Genomic DNA, 19,307 nt, shown 5'->3' with positions numbered 1-19,307 from the left:
ATCGATATAGATGTCAGAGTTCCAGATATAGTTCGATATAGATATTGAGCCCCACTACTGGGAGCTCAGGACGTAATGGGCGTCCGGACCGCGTTTTGCCGACTTAAGCTCTCCAGCCTTGATCAACTTCCGAATTTCATAGTAAGCAACATCGGGATTAACGTGAAGGAGCTCCGCCACATCCTGCTTGGTCACACGCCCCTGTTCCCGCGCCAGTCTTAAAATGAGTTCTGGATAGCGGATCGAATCGATGTCCGCCTGACGTACATACTCCTTAACTCTTCCCGTGCGCTTATATACTTTTGAGCTCATACGGTATTCCCTATGCGCCGCCGAGCCAACTGCCTCAACCAGACCAGACTCGACCAGCAGCTCTACCGTCTGGATGAGTTGAGCCTTTCGAACGTCAACATGCTCTGTCAGCACCTCAATCGTAGCTCGACGCAGGCGCTTGAGCGCATCGAGGACAAGCAGGGTCTGCAGGGGAAGCGGCGCAGATCTCTTCTCCGACTCTTCCGCAATGAGCTTGATGAATTCCTGGTCCGGCTTGCTGCGCGCAATAAACAGGCTGACGCCCGTCGAACCGGATTCGGAATAATCCGGGAGAGGCCTGCCCGAAAGCAGGGAGCCTTCATAGATTCGGTCGATCCCTCGCCCGGTTCGCTCTGCGAGGCCGATGCGCTTAAGGGCGTCCATGAGACTCGGATTTCTTCCATGGGGATCGGCAGTGAGAAGGTTATCGATCGATATGCCTTCGATAAAACCGCCCGGATTCGAAATGGTTAAACCCGTGTCGTCAATCAGAACGCGGACCCTACCCAACATCGAGTAATCCCTGTGCCCGAATGCGTTTACAAGCGCCTCGCGAATTGCGCGGCCGTTAAACGTTTCAATCGGATCGCTGAACAACCCCAAAGATACTTCGGTGACGGGATTCCACGGTATGATCGCCTCGGAGACCTGCTCGATAGTGCGGAGCAGGGGGCCTTTATAGGTAAGGTTTACCCTCACATTCGTGCCCTCCAGCACCTGAAGGGTCGCCTCGGAAGTGGGGACGGCCTTGGCAAGAACATCTTCGCGGCCGATCATCAACAGTCCCGTCAAAGTTGGAATTGTTTGGTCTCCAACGGTTGCGACAAACCCCAACGCCCTCTCAAGATCCTCATCGTCGAGCTCTAGAAGCGATTTATCGCTGTTATTGTATTTCCGCACAACATTACGAAGATTTTCCATCGCCAACGGATCAAAATCTTCACGCGTAGTATCCGGGACGGGCTGGGCGGAGTAATCCAAGCGACCAAGGTCGGAGAGGCGGGTCGATATCTCGTACGGATACATTGGTATGCTCTCAGGTTCGCCGTTGGCCTTGAGACGCCGGCGCAGGATACGCCCCTGGGCGGAAGCGATGACGCTCGTGGAACGCGGAACCTCTATTCGAGTAATGTACTTTTCGTCTTCCACAAGGACGACCGTTCGCACGGAGACAGAAGGCACTGTCTTGTTCGCAATCATGGCGCTCATCTGCAACGGGTCTCGATGTTGAGGCTGAGCACCGGTGAGCGTTCCGTCGTCCTCGACACCAATGTACAGCTCCCCTCCATCGGTGTTGGAGAGGGCAACCACCTCATCTACGATGACATTTTCGGAGATGGTCTTACGATCGCTCTTAAATTCTACGATTAAAGATTCGCGCTGCGGGACACTCATATCCAACTCCTTATATCTGAATCTGTATCAGATTATATCTGTAATCAGATATATATATCGATAGTATAGATATAGTTTGATATATCGCCTCACGACGGGGCATATTCCAGCAATTAATTCCAAATTCCTCGGGAACGGCTTTTTTTCGATATCGTGAGACTAGAATGCCCTTTCAAGGACCTAACATGCACGCAATATGAATGGAGACGGCATGACTTGTGATCGACTCATAGAGTTAGCAGTTCAAATCATAAGCGCGATAGCAACTGCCACAGCGGTCATAGTCGCACTCCGAGACTCTCATCGCGCAAGAAATGTACACGATGAAGATATGCGGCGGCGCTCAGGTGGAAGGCGTCTCGTGCTGGCTTGAGGATCTCGGGCCCGACGACCACCCATACGACAGCGCTTTCCTATACATGCGGACTGTCTTGTCAAACAAAAGTGAATCTCCGGTTTACAACGTCGTCATAACTTGTGTTGGAATCCAGGGAAGCGGCCCTAAACCTAACGGTGAACTCGCCGGCCCTGACTATGAATGTCGTTCTTACATATCCGTTCTTCCTCCGGGTTCCTGGTCCACTCTTTTGCCAACTCACGGGCGCGGAATGGGAATTGTTCTTGGCTCAGAGATTGCTTTTACCGACGCCCGTGGCACATCGTGGATCCGTAGGGCGAACGGCCACCTCGAAACAATAGACACCTCTCCGATTAATTTCTATGGGATAAGCCTTCCGATACCATGGGCGACATGCGATCTCGATATATCCGACACCCCGATACACGGTCGGAGATGGGTGTGAATGTTATAGGCATTGGCTCTCCAGGGGGCTGGATAATTGACAATCTTGAAGTGCCGCTGAGGATTAGGACGAATGGCATCGCAAATCGACACGGATGAAGAGGCCGCTCCATGCCTAACCAACCCACGAAATGAGACGCCCCCATGGACCCGCCATCATTTGGGTCCACGGGGGCATCGTCAAACCAATGGAAGCCTCAGGCGAGACAGGCCCTTTCGGAAGACGCCAGAGAGGCCCGCCGTATTGACGCGGGCGGTCCTACTGCCCCTGAGATTTGTACCTGGCCTCGGTGGCCTCCTTGGCGGAGCGCCGCCGGGCCTCGTTGGCGCGGTACCAGCGGATCGTCCCCGCGAGGCCCGCGGCGAAGTCGGTGTTCCTCGGCTCCCAGCCGAGCTCGCGGCGGAGCTTGGCCGCGTCGATGGCGTAGCGGCGGTCGTGGCCGGGGCGGTCGCGCACCCAGTCGAAGTCGTCCTCGGGGCGGCCGAAGGCCTTCACTTACTCCTCGAGCAGGTCCTCCAGCGCCTCGTCACCAGAGCCGATGTCAACATGGTCGTCATCGGCCGGGACTTCCATCGCGCCGGCGGCCAGCGGGTCGAGCGACTCCTGGCCCTCGGCAACGGCCGGAACCTTGGCCTTCTTCTTGGCACTCGTCATACGAGCCACAGCGGTGACGCGGTCGCCATCTCCCACGCTCATCATCTTCACACCCTGGGTCGCGCGACCGGTCTGGCTGATCTCGTCGGTCTTGACTCGAATGACCGTCGCGCCTTCCGTCACGATGAACAGCTCGTGCTGCGGGCCCACCGCCTTCATGGCCGCGAGGTTACCCTTACGCTCGGTCATTTGGATGGTGTAGACGCCCTGGCCGCCGCGATTCTGCTCCGGGTAGTCCGCAACCGGCGTGCGTTTGCCGTAGCCGCGCTCGGTAATGACGAACAGATCGCCGTTGCCGTTAGTGACTTCCATGCCCAGAACGCTCACGCCGTCCTTCATACCGATACCGCGAACGCCGCTGGTGTCGCGGCCGGTGGCGCGCACCTGCTCCTCGGAGAACATAATCGCCTTGCCCGCAGTGGTGGCCAGGATGATCTTGTCACCCTCGCGCACGCGGCGCACGTTCAGCAGCGCGTCGTCGTCACGCAGGTTGATAGCGATCAGGCCGTCGCGGCGGCTGCGGTCATATGCGCTCATCACGGTCTTCTTGACCATGCCGCTCTTGGTGGCAAACATCAGGTACTCGTCGGCCGGGAACTCGCGGCAGCTGATGACGCTCGCGATCTTCTCGCCCTCCTCGAAGGGCAGCAGGTTGACGATCGCGGTGCCGCGGGCCTGGCGGGTGCCCACGGGCAGCTCATGCACCTTGAGGCGGTACACCTTGCCGCGCGTCGAGAAGAACAGCACGTATTCATGGGTGCTGGCGATGAACATCTCGTCGATGACGTCGTCTTCCTTGAGGCTCACGCCGGAGACGCCCTTGCCGCCGCGCTTCTGGGCGCGGTAGGCGGCCACCGGGATGCGCTTCACGTAGCCGGTGTGGGTGATGGTCACGACCATGTCCTCGTCGGCGATGAGGTCCTCGACGTCGAGGTCCTTCTCGGCGTGGGTGATCTCGGTGCGGCGCTTGTCGCCAAACTTGCGGGCGATCTCGCGCATCTCCTCCTTGATCACGCCGAGGATCTTCTCCTCGTGCGCAAGCAGATCCTCGTAGTAGGCGATGGCGCGGCGCAGGCCTTCGAGTTCTTCCTCGATCTTGTCGCGCTCCAGGCCGGTGAGGCGGCGGAGCTTCATCTCAAGGATGGCCGTGGTCTGCTCGGGCGTAAACCCAAAGCGCTCGATCAGGCGGCTGCTGGCCTCGGAGTCGGTCTGCGAGGAGCGGATGATGCTAATGACCTCGTCGATATGGTCAAGGGCCATCAGGTAGCCCTCGAGGATATGCGCGCGGGCCTGGGCCTTCTTAAGGTCGAAGCGGGTGCGGCGGGTGACGACGTCGACCTGGTGGTCGATGTAGTGCTGCAGCATCTCGCGCAGGCTCAGGCATTTGGGCACGCCGTTGACAAGCGCCAGGTTGTTGGCGCCGAAGGTCGTCTGCAGCGAGGTGTACTTATACAGGTTGTTGAGCACGACCTGCGGAATGACGCCCTTCTTGAGCTCGATGACCAGACGGATGCCCTTCTGGTTGGACTCATCGCGCATGTCTGAGATGCCCTCGATGCGCTTGTCGTTAACGAGCTGGGCGATCTTCTCCTGCAGGGTGCCCTTGTTGACCATGTAGGGAATCTCGGTAAAGACCAGGCGGCTGCGGCCGGTCTTGGTGGACTCCACATGTGCCTTGGCACGCACGGTAATGGAGCCGCGGCCGGTCTCGTAGCTCTGCTTAATGCCAGCGCTGCCCATGATGATGGCGCCGGTGGGGAAGTCCGGACCGGGCATGATCTGCATGAGTTCGTCGACGGTGGCGTCGGGGTTGTCGATCAGGTAGCAGGTGGCCTCGATCGCCTCGGTGAGGTTATGCGGGGCGATGTTGGTGGCCATGCCGACGGCGATGCCCTGGCTGCCGTTGACCAGCAGGTTGGGGAAGCGCGCAGGCAGCGCCTGGGGCTCGGCGAGCGATTCGTCGTAGTTGGGCTGCCAGTCGACGGTATCCTTCTGCAGGTCGCGCAGAAGCTCCATGGCGGGCTTTGCCAGGCGGCTCTCGGTGTAACGCATGGCCGCCGCGCCGTCGCCATCGATGTTGCCGAAGTTGCCGTGGCCGTCGATGAGCGGTGTGCGCATGGAGAACCACTGCGCCAGGCGAACCATGGCCTCGTAGACCGCGGAATCGCCGTGCGGGTGGTACTTACCGATAACTTCGCCGACCGTCCACGCCGACTTCTTGTGCGGGCGGTTGGGGTAGATGCCGCTCTCGTTCATCGCGTACAGGATGCGGCGGTGCACCGGCTTTAAGCCGTCGCGCACGTCCGGCAGGGCGCGCGCCGTGATGACCGACATCGAATACTCGATAAACGACTGCTTCATCTCGCGACCGAACTCCGAAATCTGGAGCTGGCCGCCGTTGATATCCTCGCCGGCCGAGGCGCCACGGTCGACTTCGCCAAAGCTCTCCTCGAGCTCGGCGTCGTCGTCCTCTTCCTCCTCATCATCGGCATCGGGGTTATAGGCGTCCGGATCGCCGTCCTCGCCCTGCTCAGCACGGGCAAGCAGGCGCTTCAGATCGTCGGGCATACCGGCATCGCCGGCCTCGCCCATACCCTCGTTATTGTTGATATCGTCTGCCACGTTACCTCCTCTTAAGCGTCAAGGAATCGTGCATCATGTGCATGTTTTTCAATGTACTCGCGGCGATAGCCGACCTCGGAACCCATCAGCTCGCGCACGGCGCGGTCTGCCACCACGGCGTCCTCGATCGACACGCGCTGCAGAATACGGGTCTTGGGGTCCATCGTCGTCGAGGCAAGCTGCTTGGGGTCCATCTCGCCCAGGCCCTTGTAGCGCTGGACGGTATAGCCCTTGCGTTTCTTGGTGATCTTGCCATCCTTGGCCTTGCCGTCCTCGTCGTTGTCGTCGGGGTTCAGGCCCAGACTCTGGATGGTGTCGCGTAGGATCTCGTCTTCGGGCTGGCGGCCGTTGGGATACACGTAGTGGATCTTGTTGCGCACCTTAATGCCAAAGATGGGCGGGCAGGCAACATAGACGTAGCCGGCATCGATCAGCGGACGCATGTACTTGTAGAAGAATGTCAGCAGCAGGATGCGGATATGCGCACCGTCGACGTCTGCATCGGTCATGATGATGATCTTGTGGTAACGCGCCTTAGCAATATCGAAGTCGCCGCCGTCGCCGGCACTCGTCGTAACGCCGCAGCCGATCGCGGTAATCAGCGACTGGATGGTGTCACTCGAGAACGCGCGGTGGTCGCCAACGCGTTCGACGTTCAAAATCTTGCCGCGCAGGGGCAGAATCGCCTGGATGTCTCGGCGACGGCCGTCCTTGGCCGAGCCGCCTGCCGAGTCGCCCTCTACGATAAAGAGCTCGGTCAGCTCGGCATCGCGCACCGAGCAGTCAGCGAGCTTACCGGGCAGGGACGCCGTCTCGAGTAGGCTCTTGCGACGCGTCGCCTCGCGCGCCTTGCGGGCGGCATTGCGGGCCTTGCAGGCCTGCTGGGCCTTCTTGACGATCTCGCGGGCAGGCTTAGGGTGCTCCTCGAGGTAATCGGCGAGGCCGTCGGTCACGATCTTGAGCGTCAGCGCGCGCATATAGGAGCTGCCGAGCTTGGCCTTGGTCTGGCCCTCAAACTGCGGGTCGGGCAGCTTGACCGAGATAACGGCCGAAAGGCCCTCGCGCACATCGTCGCCGGTCAGGTTGGCGTCCTTTTCCTTGAGCAGATTCTGCTTGCGCGCGTAATCGTTGATTACGCGGGTAAGCGCGGTGCGGAAGCCCTCAAGGTGCATGCCGCCCTCGGGGGTGTAGATATCGTTGGCAAACGACATGACGTTCTCGCCGTAGCCGCTATTCCACTGCAGGGAAACCTCGACCTCGCCCATCTTGGCCACAGGCGCGTCCGGGTCCGATTTGCCCTCGATGTAGATGGGCTCCTTAAAGGCCTCGGGGACGTCCTTGCCCTCGTTGAGGAACTCGACGAAGTCGATGATGCCGCCCTCGTAGCAAAACTCCTCCACGTGGGGAGTCGCCTCGCGCTCGTCGGTCAGCACGATCTTGAGGTTCTTATTGAGGAACGCCGTCTCCTGCAGACGGTTGTGCAGCGTATCGAAATCGTAGATGCAGGTCTCGAAGATCTCGTCGTCGGGCCAGAAGGTGACGGTGGTGCCCGTCGAATCCGAGGTGCCCACGACCTCCATCTTCTTGACAGTCTTGCCGCGCGAGAACTCCATCTCGTAGGTGTTGCCATCGCGGCGAACCTGAACGACCACGCGCTTGGACAGTGCGTTGACGACGGAGATGCCCACGCCGTGCAGGCCGCCCGAGACCTTATAGGCCGAGTTATCGAACTTACCGCCGGCGTGCAGGATCGTCATGACGACCTCGAGCGTCGGAATCTTTTTAACAGGGTGCTCGTCGACGGGGATGCCGCGCCCGTTGTCGACGACCGTGATGGAGTTGTCGGCGTGGACCGTCACCTGGATCTCGGTGCAGAAACCGGCCATGGCCTCGTCGACGGAGTTGTCAACGATCTCCCACACCAGGTGATGCAGACCGCTGGCACTCGTCGAACCGATATACATGCCCGGGCGCTTACGAACGGCCTCGAGACCTTCGAGAATCTTAATCTCGCCGCCATCGTAATCGTTTTCGTTTGCCACACGTCCTCCTTCAGTCAAGAAAATGTGTACAGCCTTACTAGTTTATCGTAAAAAAATACCCTCGGGAACGAGGGTATTTGGCTCTACAAGGCCACCAGATGCGATTTAAGGCTCTTTTTTGCTTTGCACGCCCTTGGCCCACTCGGCACTGGCTCTCATGGCGTTCTCGAGGGCCTCGCGCAGTTTTTGGTCTTCGATGGGCGCCACTTGGCGCTTGATCTCGGTGCGCTCGGCCTCACTTAGGTCGGCGTGCGGGGCCGGCGGGCGCTCGGTCGTCGCCGGGCGCAGGCGCTCCTTGGCGACGGGCGGTGTGTGACCGGGTGCGGTGGTTTTGAACACCAGGCCGTCCACATGCGCACCGGCGCGCTCCATGCGCGCGCGGATGATCTCGCGCAACAGCGTCATTTCCTGCGTCCACGAGGGCGAGTCGAGATACACCAGCAGCTCATTGGACTCAGGCAGGTAGCGCAGCCCCGTCACATGCCGCCCCTCGCGCGTGCCCGAGCACACCGCGTTCCACGCGCGATAGACCGCGCGCGATTCCTCGGCAGCCTCCATCTGCGCACGGCGCTTAGGCGTCGCCGACGCCAGGATGCGCTGGCGCTCTGCGTTCAAAAAGCCACTGAAGGCGACCGTCTCGCTCTCGCGCTCGTAATTAGCACGTCTCACCCATGCTCACCACCTTGGCTCGATCAAGCAGGTCATCGGTAAAGTACCCCAGGTTGGTCGTGGTTATGACCGTCTGGATATCATCGCCGATCAGACGCAGGAAAGCACCGCGGCGCTCGCCGTCGAGCTCGCTCATCACGTCGTCCAGAAGCAACAGCGGGGCGGTGCCCAGGACATCGCGAGCCACGGCCACCTCGGCCACCTTCCAGGACAGTACCAACGTTCGCTGCTGTCCTTGGCTGGCAAATGAACGGGCGGAGCGACCCGCCACGGTAAACTCGATCTCGTCGCGATGCGGTCCTACCAGCGTCACGCCGCGGCGAATTTCCTCGTCGGCGTGCTCATCAAGGGCAGCCAGCATGCGCTCGTACGCCCAGCCCTTCAGCTCTTCGCGATCCTCGACCTGGGGCAAATCCCCCAGCGTGGACGCATAGGTCACGTTGGCGGCCTCGCCGGACGCCACTTGCCCGTAGGCAGTGTGCACATGGCCCGCCAGCCGGTCGAGCAGGGCCAACCGGTGCACGAGCAGAGCCGAGCCCGCGCGGGCAATCGAATCGTTCCACGCGCCGAGCATCTCACGGCAGCACCAGGTCTCCTTGAGCAAGGCGTTGCGCTGGGTCACGCAGCGCCCATAGGTGCTCACAAGATCGGCATAGCGCGCGCTCAGTTGCATGCCAAAGTCATCGAGAGCGGAGCGGCGCACACTGGCGCCCCGCTTAACCATGTCCAGATGGTCGGGGCAAAACAGCACGCTCGGCAGAACCCCGCGCACACCGGCGGCAGAGCATCTCTTGCCGTTTCGGCTAAACGAGCGCTTACCGTCCTCCGCGCTCAATCCCATATCAAGCACGCGGCCGTCGCCCTCGAGTCTCAGCTCGACCTTGCACGAGCCCACGCCGTCATGGACGAGCTCGGCTGCGGTCGGATGCCTAAACGAGACGCCGCTCGTCAGCAGCTGCAGCGCCTCTATGAGATTGGTCTTTCCCGCCGCGTTGGGTCCCGCAAGTATCGTCACGCCTTCGTCCAGGGCAAGGCGATAGCTATCGAAACTGCGGTAGTGCGCGACGGAAAGATCGCGGGCGAATATGGTCATGGCGCAGCGCTAGATGCGGACCGGCATGACCAGGTACAGGTAGTTGATCTTGTCGTAGGACTTGAAGATGCCCGCCTGCGAGTAGCTCTTGAGCTCCAGTGTGATCTCCTTCTCTTTGGACAGGGCATTGAGGCAGCCGAAGATGTAGTGGTAGTTGAAGGCGATGGTGCCCGACTCGCCCTCGGCCTCGACATCGATCGTCTCCTGTGCAAGGTCCTGGTCATTGGAAATGGAGGACAAGCCCATCTGCCCGTTCTCGACATCGATCTCGAACTTGACGGCGGGGTTGGCGCTCGCGATAACGGCCACGCGCTTGAGAGCGGCGTTAAAGGCGGCGACGTCGATCTTGACGCTTGTCACGCACGAATCGGGGATGAGCTGCTTGTAGTTGGGGTACACGCCCTCGATGCGGCGCGACACGTAGGTGGTGTTGCCGGCCTCGAAGACGACCTGGGTGTCGGTAGCCCCGATCATGATGGTCGCCTGGCTGGCCATGATGTTCAGTGCGTCGTTAAAGGCGTCCGCCGGAACGTTGAGCTCAAAGGAGCCCTCGAGGGTCGAGGTCTCGACCTGCGTATCGCACACGGCCAAGCGGAAGGAATCGGTCGCCACCAGGCGCACGGTGTTGTTCTCGACCTTCATGTGCACGCCGCCCAGGATGGGGCGGGCTTTGTCGGTCGAGGTGACGCGCCACACGCGGCCGACCATCTCGGACAAGATATCGGTCGGCAGCTCCACGGCACTCTCGATGGCATAGGCCGGAAACTCGGGGAAGTCATTGGCATCGAGCGTGTTCAGGCGGAAAGAGCTCTTCTCGCAACCAATCAGCACCTGGCGCTCGGACAGCTCAAAGGTGACCGGGGCATCGGGGAGAGTCTTGGTGATATTGGAGAGCATCTTACAGGGGATAACCATCTCGCCCTCTTCTTCGACATGCGCCGCGATGCGATGACGGATCGAGATGGTGTAGTTAGAGGTCTGGAATTCCAAGATGCCGTCTTGCGCCTTAACGAGCACGCCCGACAGGATGGGAAGGGTGGATGCCGAAGCGACACCCTTCATAACGACGCTGATGGCTTGTGTAAGCGAGCTCTGGCTGACGGTGAACTTCATCTTTTAATACCTTTCTATAGATATAAATATCTTAATAATAGTAATAGCACTGACGAAACTGTTGATTACTCCCAAAGACGCAGGTCAGACCCAAAAAGAGAATCGACAGCAACCTGTGTGCAACGGGGGTGGTTTTCCACGTTCAAAACCTGCGCAAAACTTTTCATCACCGCGGGTTGGGTTTTAGACACCTTATGCCCGTGGTTTCGACAAGTTTTCAACAGGTGTCTCTATTTCCCTACGAGCGCAGTGTAATTTTATCGCGCAGCGACTTGAGGTCTTCGGTGACGGTGCGGTCTTCCTGGATCATCTTCTGGACCTTTTTGTAGCTTGTACTGACGGTCGAGTGGTTGCGGTTGCCAAATTCGGCGCCCACTGCCGTGGTCGTCATCTCGCACATCTCGATTGCCAGATAGATGGCAATGTGGCGTGCTTTGGCGATGTTGGCGTTGCGCCGCGGGCCGATGAGCTCCTCGTGCGTCACGCCGTACTGCTCTTCGATGACGGACTGAACCGTTTGCACGTTGATCTTTTTGGCCGATGTGTCGAAGTACTGGCTGGCGATGGCGTCGATATCATCAAAGGTGAGCTCCCCGCCCTCGCGCTCGCGGTCGCCCGCCTCGCCGGCGCAGCGCTCGCAGAAGCTCTCGAGTTCGCGGATGTTGGTGCCCGAGACCTCGGCCATGTGTTTAAAGTGCTCATCGGTCAGGTGCCCGCCGTCGCCCCCATAGGCCGCCAGCAGCGAGTCGTCGCCTGCCTCGGGAGCGGCGACGATGGTGTTCTCGTAATAGCGCTGCAAGATCTTGTATTTCATCTCGTAGCTGGGCTCTGCGACCAGGCAGAGCATGCCGGCGTTGAAGCGGCTGGTCAGACGCTCGTCCATGCTCAGGTCCTTGGGGGCGCGGTCTGCCGCGATGACGACCTTCTTGTTGTTGCGGATGAACTCGTCCATGAGCTGGAAAAAGTAGTCCACGCTCGCGCGCTTGCCGATGATGTTTTGGATGTCATCGATGATGAGCACGTCCACGCCGTGGTACGCCTGCATGATGGGGGCGTTGCTCTTCTTTTGGCGGTCGAACTCGGTCATCAGGTCGTCCAGATATGCCTGGGAGTTGGCATACTTGACCTTGATCTCGGGCGACTTCTCGGCGAGCTCGTTTTTGATGGCAAGCAGCAGGTGCGTCTTGCCCAGGCCCGATTTGCCGTAGATGAACAGCGATGTGCACGTGCCGCGCTCGTCCGCGAGGGCGGCAAACTTGAGTGCCGAGCGATAGGCGTGGCTGTTCTCGGGGCCGTAGACAAAGTTCTCAAAGGTAAATTTTGAGTTCGCGGCGAGTGGGGCTCCATCCGTATTCTGCTCGGCCGGCACGGTCGGTGCTGGCATGGGTGAAGCGGGGGTCGCAGCTTGCGTGGGTTTAGTCGGCGCTCCGCCCTTCATCTGGTTCATCATGCGACGAAAATCATCGGCCGAGAGCGTGTTCTTGATTGCAATGCCCGAATCCGCGCCCGCCGCTGCGTCGTGGGCGATGGGCATGTGCGTGACGGGTGCGTTCGTTGACGTCGCCGCCGCGGCCGGCAACGGTGCCATGGTTTCACGGGAAACATCGCCGTGCTGGTGCTCGATTGTCGGCGCGTCGCCTGCGGAGGCCGGCGCCGCCGGGGAAGTAGCGGGAGCCGTGGCGGGCGCCGTCGCGGCAGCGGATTCTGTCGCGGCGCCTTGCGGTGCCACGATGTCGAGTGCAATCGGTGCAAAGGCGATTTCTTCCAGATAGGCCTCAATAGTCGACTGATGCTTTTTGAGCTGCGCGATGGCAAAGCGCGAGGGCGCCTCGATCGTGAGCGTATCTTCGGTCAGGCTTATGGCGCGCGATTGCCCCAGCATATTGATGAGGCGTGCATCTTGGCCGTCGCGCTGGCAAAAGGCGATGGCATCCCCCAGGATGATGCTTGCTTCCTCGTCCACTGTCTCTCCCGTTCTTTAGCTCTGAGCTCGCACGCGAGCGGCGCCGAGTTCGGTCAGATGGTATTTCTGGCCATGCTTGATGACCAAGCCGGCCTGCGCCAAGTCATTGAGCGTGCGTGACCAAGTGGGGGCCGAGTTTCCAAACGCCCTCGCCAGATCGGTTGCGCCGCACGCTTGATTTTGCGCCAGATAGCCCAGCGCGGCGTTGCCGCGATCGCTTACGAACACGTCCGGTTGTGGCTGCGCATACTGATTTGCTGCATTAGGATACATCATTTGAGCTGCTGGTTGTTGAGAACTCTGCACCGGCGGCATTTGCTGTTGAAAACTTTGGGGCCACTGTTGGTAAGGCTGCGGAGGCATCTGCTGGGCCCAGGGGTTGTACTGCTGCTGCGGCATCTGCTGGTACGGCTGCTGATATCCCTGCTGGTACTGCTGCGGGAACTGCTGGCCATACCCCAGTGGCGGCATCTGCTGCGTTGCCATGGGCTGCTGCGCAAAAGCTCCCGGCAGGGGATATGTGGGCTGCTCCGTCTCGGGCCGCACGGCAGCACCGCGTCCGCCGGCACGCTCGATTTCCTGCACGCGCTTGGGGTCCAGACTTACCGTAACCACGGTGCCGCTGCCCATGTTGTCCTCGATGGACACGGCGCCGCCGGCATTTTCCAGGTATTCCTGCACCATGGGAAACCCAGCCCCAGTCCCGCGAATGTATCGCTTCATGTTGCTGTTTGCGCTGGTCACGCCAAAGTCGAAAGCGCGTTCCTTGTCATCGATGCCCGGTCCTTGGTCTGCAAAGCGGATAGTGTCGCCGCCGTCCAGGATCGAGATGATGGGCTCGGCAAAGTGGGCGTGGATAAAGTTTTCGACAATCTCGCGGATGACCATGAGCGAGATATGGCCACCTTGTTCTTTCATGCACTGGTAGACGGTGTTGGTTGTCTCTTCCAAATACGTGCGGACATCTTGCGGATCTATGACGATCACACGCGGCGTCGACAGCATATCGTCATAGACCGCTATGCGTGCGGCGTACATGGCTTTTGGCGCCTGCGTGGTCGTCTGCTCGCCTTCGTCGCGCTCTTCGCGCACGCCGGTGATGTGCTCGTTGTCGGGTGCCGGGTCTCCGGAATCGACCATGGTGTAAAAGTCGTCAGACATGCCGCTCGCAATCTTTCAATAGGTTTCGAACAAATAGTAGCTCACCGTGCAATGTTTCTCATCTTTCGACAAACTTTCAAAACCTGTTGAAAACTTTGGAAAACGGACGAAAAGTTATCAACATTGCCAACATGACCTGTTGAAAACTCGATGAAATATCGTGAAAAGTTGCCACGCACCGCTAAATCGAGCTCGGCTTATGGGGGAACCGTGTGAACTGCGCAACCTTTTACCTTTGATTTCTTGACATTTGAACATTGATTTCCCTACAATCTTCAAGCTCACGTGTCTATATCTGCGTCCGCGCCCCCGCGGACACTCGAAATGCAGCAGGAGGAACTTAAGATGAAGCGTACGTATCAGCCTAATAAGCGTAAGCGTGCCAAGACCCATGGCTTCCGTGCCCGTATGGCCACCAAGGGTGGTCGTGCCGTGCTCGCCCGTCGCCGCGCCAAGGGCCGCAAGCGTCTCACTGTCTAGCAGCGATACACACATCTCGCATGAAGACTATTAAGTCTCGGCAAGATTTCGAGCATGTGTTCAGTCAGGGGCGTCGTTTCAATCACCCTCTGATTCGAATGACCATATGTGAATCGGTTGGCGAAGGCGACTCCGGAAGGGTCGCCTTCGTTGGTGCTAAACGGCTCGGTTGTGCTGTCGTGCGCAACCGTTCTAAGCGTGTGATGCGCGAGGCCGCCCGCAGCTGTGGATTTCCCGTTGCTGGTTATGACATCATCTTGTTCGCAACTCCCAAGACGAGGGATTCCTCGCCGCAGGAGATGGACAAGGCATTGCATTCGCTTATGAAACGCGCCGGCGTTGCCGGGGAGGAGCGATGAGCAATCACGTTTTGCGACGTGTTGCCATCGCTCCTATTCACATATATCAACAGGTTATTTCGCCCTTATTGCCTGACGCCTGCATTTATTACCCAACGTGCTCGCAATACGCCGTCCAGGCGATTGAGAAGCACGGCGTTTTGAGAGGCTGCTGGCTTGCCGTGAGGCGCATCGCTCGCTGCAATCCCCTGCACGTCGGCGGTTATGACCCTGTGCCTTAGCGGGCACTCGCTATCGGAGGAAAACTTACATGTGGGATTGGATCGTTAACATCCTTTTCGAGCTGCTCAAGCTCATCCAGACCTTTGCGGTCGACTGGGGCCTGTCCATCATCATCCTGGTGGTCATCATCCGTCTGCTGCTGACGCCGCTTATGCTCAAGTCGACCAAGTCGACGGCTCGCATGCAAGTGCTGCAGCCCAAGATGCTCGAGATCCAGGAGCGCTATGCCGACGATCCCCAGCGTCAGGCCGAGGAGATGCAGAAGTTCTACAGCGAGAACAAGTTCAATCCCATGGCTGGTTGTCTGCCGCTGTTGATCCAGATGCCTGTCCTGTTCGCCCTATTTACGCTGCTGCGTAACCTGCCGGACTACTTTAACGACGGCACGTTCTCGTTCTTTAATATTCTGCCCGACCTGACCACCACGCCGAGCGCCTCTTTTGCCGATGGCTTTATGGTCGCACTGCCTGCGTTGATCTGCCTGATCCTCTTTGCCGTCCTGACCTTGATTCCGCAGCTCTATATGTCGCGCAATCAGACCGGCCAGCAGGCGCAGAGCATGCGTATGATGGCCGTTGTCATGACGGTCATGATGCTTTGGATGGGCTGGAGCCTGCCCGTCGGCGTTCTGCTGTACTACGATGTGTCCTCTGCCTGGCAGGTTATCCAGCAGATCTTCGTGACGCAGAAGGTTATTGACAAGGCTAAGGCCGATGAGGAGGAGCGTCTTAAGAACGCTCCGCTGCAGGTCGAGGTCACTCGTCGCGAGAAGAAGCCGCGCCCGCACAAGAAGAAGTAATGGGACAGTAATCTTATTTAGGTACCTAACTTTTGGAGTACGTTATGTCTGAAGAGATCATCGAGGATATGCTTGAGGAGGTTGCCCCGCAGGTCGCGGGCGATTATCCCGAGATTGCACAGCGCTACAAGGCTGGTGAAGAGCTGACAGACGAGGAGCTCGACACCATTGCCGATGTCGCGATTTCCATCCTGCGTTCCATCCTTTCGCACTTCGATGCCGCCAACTCTCCTATCGATGAGTATGAGGGCGACGAGGGTGAGCTGATTTTGGATGTAACGGCTCCGGATCTTGCTGTTCTCATTGGGCGTCATGGACGTACCCTCGATGCCCTTCAGGTTATGTTCTCGCTGCTGGTGAGCCGCAAGCTTGGCTTTAGGTATCCGGTCGTCGTGGACGTCGAGGGTTATAAGAGCCGCCGACAGGACAAGGTTGCTTCCATGGCGCAGTCCGCTGCCGAGCGCGCCATTCGCACTCATAAGAGTGTTTCCTTGCCGCCCATGAATGCTTATGAGCGTCGACTGGTTCACATTGCCCTTCGCGGCAACGATGCCGTTGACACTCATTCCGAGGGCTCTGATCCCGATCGCCATGTTGTGATTGTTGCTCGATAATCTACTCGAGCTTATGCTTAGGGGACGTGGTTTCCACGTCCCCTTTTTTTGTCAAAAGTTCTCGATACACTGATTTTTGTCAGAAAGGAGCTTTCGTTGTTAGTGCTTACTGATCAGCAAGCTGACGAGATGTTGAGTCGTCTAACTTCCTATTGCAATGCGTATTCCTTGAGCGTAACTGATGTTGAGCTGATGAAATGTATTCAGCATTTGGATTTAGTTCTGGAAACAAATAAGACAACGAATCTTACCCGCATCATTAACGTAGAAGATGCTGCGATACTTCATATCCTCGACTCACTAGTTTTGCTCCCCTATATCAATAAGGCTCCTGAGGGGGCTTTGCTCGATATGGGAACAGGTGCTGGCTTCCCTGGTATTCCTTTAACCATAACCACGCATCGTAAAGCTACTTATATTGACTCTGTTGGCAAGAAGGTTGATGCCGTTAATTCTTTTGTTCATGCTCTTGGATTGAAATATGCTCATGCGGTTCATTATCGTCTTGAAGAATATGCTCGAAGCCATAAGAAGCAGTTCTCTGTCGTAACCGCCCGCGCACTGGCCCCTCTACCGATTCTTGTTGAGTATGCGGCTCCGTATCTCAAGGATGGAGGGTTATTTGTTGTCACCAAAGGCAATCCTTCGGATGAGGAGCTTGCTTCCGGCATGTCAGCAGCTAAGATCTGCGGCTTCACTTTGCTTCTGAATGATGCAATCGATTTGCCTGAGGGCTTGGGCCACAGGGAGTTTATTGTTCTTAAAAAGAGTCATCCGGCATCCGTTTCATTGCCTCGTGCAAATGGCATGGCAAAGAAGAATCCGCTTGCCTAGATGTTTCACGTGAAACATAATGGATATTAACAACTTGCAGTGTTTCACGTGAAACATGGCGGTTGATATCGATTCGGAATGTTTCACGTGAAACATCCTCCGTTTGACAGCTTTAATACACACCAGGAGGGACCGTGGGATTTCGCGACGTTAAGCGCTCTAAGAGCGCAAAAGACACGCGTATCATTGCAATCATCAATCAAAAAGGCGGCGTTGGTAAGTCGACGACGGCTGTAAACCTTGCGGCAGCATTGGGTGAGCAGGGTCGTAAGACACTGATTGTCGATTTTGATCCGCAGGGAAATAGCACCAGTGGATTTGGAATTGAAAAAGAAGACCTTGATCACTGCATCTATGATGCATTGTTGAATGATGTGCCGGCAGAATCGCTTGTTCTTGATACAAATTGCAAAAAGGTATTCGTAATTCCTGCTACAATTCAGCTTGCAGGCGCCGAAATTGAGCTCGTAAGTGCAATTGCTCGTGAAACCCGCCTCAAAGATTTGCTTGAGCCGATTCAGAATGAGTTCGATTTCATTTTTATTGACTGTCCTCCATCGCTCGGCCTGCTTACTATTAACGCCTTGACTGCAGCAGATAGCGTATTGATTCCGATCCAGTGCGAGTATTACGCACTCGAGGGTGTTACGAAGCTGCTTGAGTCAATGAAGATGGTCAAATCACGTCTGAACAAGGGCTTAGACACCTATGGCGTGCTTATGACTATGTATGACTCGCGTACTTCTCTGTCGAATCAGGTTGTTGAGGAAGTTCAATCGTACTTTGGTGATAAGGCGTTTAAGACACTGATTCCCCGTACGGTTAAAATCTCCGAAGCTCCGTCTTTTGGAGAGCCGGTAATTACCTATGCGCCACAAAATAAGGGTGCAAAAGCATATATGAACCTTGCAAAAGAGGTGATCAAGCGTGCCTAGTGCAAAGAAACGTGGCGGATTGGGACGTGGACTCAATGCTTTGGTCTCAGAGGCCGAGTATGAGACCGGTGGTTCGGCTGCATCTGCTTCAAATGCTGCATCTGAAGCAAAACTACCTATTGAGGATATCGTTCCTAACCCAAATCAGCCACGAATTCACTTTAACGAAACTGAACTTCGCGAGTTGAGTGAGTCAATCCAAGAACATGGTGTTTTGCAGCCGCTTTTGGTTCGCAAGCATGGAAACGGCTATGAGATCATCGCTGGTGAGCGTCGTTACCAGGCGTCAAAGCTTGCTGGTCTTGAGGAGCTGCCTGTCATCATTAAAGATGTTAATGATGAAGAGATGCTGGCTCTTGCACTTATCGAAAACCTTCAGCGTTCTGATCTGAATCCTGTCGAAGAGGCCAAGGGGTATCGCCAGCTCATTGATGCCAGCGGTATGACCCAGGAGGCATTGTCGAAGGCGGTAAGCAAGTCACGTTCTGCAATTACAAACTCGCTGCGCCTTCTCGATCTCCCCGAAGTTGTTCAGCAGATGATTTTTGAAGGTAAACTTACAGCTGGTCATGCACGTGCTATTCTTGCAGTTCCCTATGAGGATGCTCGAATTCGACTTGCTGAGAAGGTTGTTGCAGAGGGCCTTTCCGTTAGAGCGACAGAAAATCTTGCTCCGTTGTTTTCTGCCGGAGAGACACCTAAGACGCCGCGGCCTGCCACGCCTCAGTCTTTTAAAAAGGCTGCCCGCGTACTTCGTCAGGTATTTAATACCAACGTACGTGTGAAGAGCTCACGTGGAAAGAATAAGATTGAGATTGAGTTTAAAGACGAGGAAGAGCTCTCTCGTATTCTTGGTGAAATGATTCAGTTTGATCAAGGAGACCAAGATGAGGAATAAGATTTTAACTGCGATTGCATTGGCGACGACTGTCGCGGCTGGTGCCTTTGCTGGCTATAAGATTGCGACAGACGATGAGCTCCGAGGTCGTTTGCTTCGTGGTGCGCAAGATATCGTTGATACGTCCAAGAAGAAAATGGATGTTATGACAGAAGATGTTGCCATGCGTACTGCTCAGGTAACGAAGAATCCCAAAATTAATCAAGGTTGGGTTAGCAATCAATGGGAAAATGTAGGCTATTAGGTACCTAACAATTACCCAGCACTTTTTGATGGGTCCTTGTCTGATTCACACGACAAGGACCCCTTATTTTGGCTGTTATTAATGGGACCAGTAGC

General features: G+C 57.1%; 17 protein-coding genes and 1 pseudogene. 9 read left to right on the top strand and 9 right to left on the bottom strand.

What is annotated here, in order from left to right; translation table 11 throughout:
- Positions 1–54: 54 nt before the first annotated feature.
- The 9 genes and pseudogenes from DXD49_RS07235 to DXD49_RS07195 all read right to left on the bottom strand — a co-directional run bounded on the left by DXD49_RS07235 (position 55) and on the right by DXD49_RS07195 (position 13,827).
- On the bottom strand, positions 55–1,707 hold the full coding sequence (locus DXD49_RS07235) for an RNA-binding domain-containing protein (protein ID WP_117734808.1): 1,653 nt from the start codon (positions 1,705–1,707) through the stop codon (positions 55–57).
- Between the two features lie 1,061 nt (positions 1,708–2,768).
- A pseudogene (locus tag DXD49_RS07230) lies at positions 2,769–2,993 on the bottom strand (dTDP-glucose 4,6-dehydratase); the annotation flags it as partial.
- 12 nt (positions 2,994–3,005) lie between these two features.
- The gene (gene gyrA / locus DXD49_RS07225) at positions 3,006–5,756 is read right to left on the bottom strand and encodes a DNA gyrase subunit A (protein ID WP_199568996.1); all 2,751 of its coding nucleotides are present in this window, start codon (positions 5,754–5,756) and stop codon (positions 3,006–3,008) included.
- A gap of 41 nt (positions 5,757–5,797) precedes the next feature.
- Positions 5,798–7,828: a DNA topoisomerase (ATP-hydrolyzing) subunit B gene (gene gyrB, locus DXD49_RS07220; RefSeq protein ID WP_117734810.1), complete on the bottom strand. Its 2,031-nt coding sequence runs from the start codon at positions 7,826–7,828 to the stop codon at positions 5,798–5,800.
- A gap of 105 nt (positions 7,829–7,933) precedes the next feature.
- Positions 7,934–8,497 (bottom strand): DciA family protein, encoded by a 564-nt coding sequence (locus DXD49_RS07215; protein WP_117794617.1) that lies wholly within the window; start codon positions 8,495–8,497, stop codon positions 7,934–7,936.
- On the bottom strand, positions 8,484–9,590 hold the full coding sequence (locus DXD49_RS07210; RefSeq protein ID WP_117734812.1) for a DNA replication/repair protein RecF: 1,107 nt from the start codon (positions 9,588–9,590) through the stop codon (positions 8,484–8,486). The genes DXD49_RS07215 and DXD49_RS07210 overlap by 14 nt, the downstream gene beginning before the upstream one ends.
- A 9-nt stretch (positions 9,591–9,599) precedes the next feature.
- Positions 9,600–10,703: a DNA polymerase III subunit beta gene (gene dnaN, locus DXD49_RS07205; RefSeq protein WP_117734813.1), complete on the bottom strand. Its 1,104-nt coding sequence runs from the start codon at positions 10,701–10,703 to the stop codon at positions 9,600–9,602.
- Positions 10,704–10,941: 238 nt separating this feature from the next.
- Positions 10,942–12,666 carry a DnaA ATPase domain-containing protein gene (locus DXD49_RS07200; RefSeq protein WP_117794616.1) on the bottom strand — a complete coding sequence of 575 codons (1,725 nt, stop codon included), beginning with the start codon at positions 12,664–12,666 and terminating at the stop codon, positions 10,942–10,944.
- A gap of 15 nt (positions 12,667–12,681) precedes the next feature.
- On the bottom strand, positions 12,682–13,827 hold the full coding sequence (locus DXD49_RS07195) for an ATP-binding protein (RefSeq protein WP_117794615.1): 1,146 nt from the start codon (positions 13,825–13,827) through the stop codon (positions 12,682–12,684).
- A gap of 345 nt (positions 13,828–14,172) precedes the next feature.
- Between DXD49_RS07195 and rpmH the strand changes: the two genes are divergently transcribed.
- The 9 genes from rpmH to DXD49_RS07150 all read left to right on the top strand — a co-directional run bounded on the left by rpmH (position 14,173) and on the right by DXD49_RS07150 (position 19,212).
- The gene (gene rpmH / locus DXD49_RS07190) at positions 14,173–14,307 is read left to right on the top strand and encodes a 50S ribosomal protein L34 (protein ID WP_019127408.1); all 135 of its coding nucleotides are present in this window, start codon (positions 14,173–14,175) and stop codon (positions 14,305–14,307) included.
- A gap of 20 nt (positions 14,308–14,327) precedes the next feature.
- Positions 14,328–14,666 (top strand): ribonuclease P protein component, encoded by a 339-nt coding sequence (gene rnpA, locus DXD49_RS07185; protein ID WP_117734816.1) that lies wholly within the window; start codon positions 14,328–14,330, stop codon positions 14,664–14,666.
- Positions 14,663–14,887, top strand: coding sequence for a membrane protein insertion efficiency factor YidD (gene yidD / locus DXD49_RS07180; protein ID WP_117734817.1), 225 nt, complete (start codon positions 14,663–14,665; stop codon positions 14,885–14,887). Before rnpA ends, yidD begins: the two co-directional genes overlap by 4 nt.
- A gap of 29 nt (positions 14,888–14,916) precedes the next feature.
- Positions 14,917–15,687, top strand: a complete 771-nt coding sequence (locus DXD49_RS07175) for a YidC/Oxa1 family membrane protein insertase (protein WP_117734818.1) — start codon at positions 14,917–14,919, stop codon at positions 15,685–15,687.
- Between the two features lie 44 nt (positions 15,688–15,731).
- Positions 15,732–16,301, top strand: coding sequence for a R3H domain-containing nucleic acid-binding protein (locus DXD49_RS07170; RefSeq protein WP_022093802.1), 570 nt, complete (start codon positions 15,732–15,734; stop codon positions 16,299–16,301).
- 102 nt (positions 16,302–16,403) lie between these two features.
- A complete protein-coding gene (gene rsmG / locus DXD49_RS07165) occupies positions 16,404–17,135 on the top strand; it encodes a 16S rRNA (guanine(527)-N(7))-methyltransferase RsmG (protein WP_233541766.1) in 732 nt (243 codons plus the stop codon).
- Between the two features lie 134 nt (positions 17,136–17,269).
- Positions 17,270–18,070 carry a ParA family protein gene (locus DXD49_RS07160; protein ID WP_117734820.1) on the top strand — a complete coding sequence of 267 codons (801 nt, stop codon included), beginning with the start codon at positions 17,270–17,272 and terminating at the stop codon, positions 18,068–18,070.
- Complete coding sequence (locus DXD49_RS07155) at positions 18,063–18,968, top strand: ParB/RepB/Spo0J family partition protein (protein ID WP_199406604.1); 906 nt, start codon at positions 18,063–18,065, stop codon at positions 18,966–18,968. Before DXD49_RS07160 ends, DXD49_RS07155 begins: the two co-directional genes overlap by 8 nt.
- A complete protein-coding gene (locus DXD49_RS07150) occupies positions 18,958–19,212 on the top strand; it encodes a hypothetical protein (RefSeq protein ID WP_022093798.1) in 255 nt (84 codons plus the stop codon). The genes DXD49_RS07155 and DXD49_RS07150 overlap by 11 nt, the downstream gene beginning before the upstream one ends.
- The last annotated feature ends 95 nt before the right edge of the window (positions 19,213–19,307 follow it).

Origin of the sequence: Collinsella sp. TM05-38 (assembly GCF_003466445.1) — a bacterium.
Classification (GTDB): domain Bacteria; phylum Actinomycetota; class Coriobacteriia; order Coriobacteriales; family Coriobacteriaceae; genus Collinsella.
This window is presented reverse-complemented; position numbering and strand designations above follow the sequence as displayed.

Excerpts from the sequence above, each read along its gene's own strand:
- DXD49_RS07235 (WP_117734808.1), bottom strand. The coding sequence starts at position 1,707 with ATGAGTGTCCCGCAGCGCGAATCTTTAATCGTAGAATTTAAGAGCGAT.
- gyrA (WP_199568996.1), bottom strand. The coding sequence starts at position 5,756 with ATGGGCGAGGCCGGCGATGCCGGTATGCCCGACGATCTGAAGCGCCTG.
- DXD49_RS07210 (WP_117734812.1), bottom strand. The coding sequence starts at position 9,590 with ATGACCATATTCGCCCGCGATCTTTCCGTCGCGCACTACCGCAGTTTC.
- dnaN (WP_117734813.1), bottom strand. The coding sequence starts at position 10,703 with ATGAAGTTCACCGTCAGCCAGAGCTCGCTTACACAAGCCATCAGCGTC.
- DXD49_RS07195 (WP_117794615.1), bottom strand. The coding sequence starts at position 13,827 with ATGTCTGACGACTTTTACACCATGGTCGATTCCGGAGACCCGGCACCC.
- rpmH (WP_019127408.1), top strand. The coding sequence starts at position 14,173 with ATGAAGCGTACGTATCAGCCTAATAAGCGTAAGCGTGCCAAGACCCAT.
- rnpA (WP_117734816.1), top strand. The coding sequence starts at position 14,328 with ATGAAGACTATTAAGTCTCGGCAAGATTTCGAGCATGTGTTCAGTCAG.
- yidD (WP_117734817.1), top strand. The coding sequence starts at position 14,663 with ATGAGCAATCACGTTTTGCGACGTGTTGCCATCGCTCCTATTCACATA.
- DXD49_RS07175 (WP_117734818.1), top strand. The coding sequence starts at position 14,917 with ATGTGGGATTGGATCGTTAACATCCTTTTCGAGCTGCTCAAGCTCATC.
- DXD49_RS07170 (WP_022093802.1), top strand. The coding sequence starts at position 15,732 with ATGTCTGAAGAGATCATCGAGGATATGCTTGAGGAGGTTGCCCCGCAG.
- DXD49_RS07150 (WP_022093798.1), top strand. The coding sequence starts at position 18,958 with ATGAGGAATAAGATTTTAACTGCGATTGCATTGGCGACGACTGTCGCG.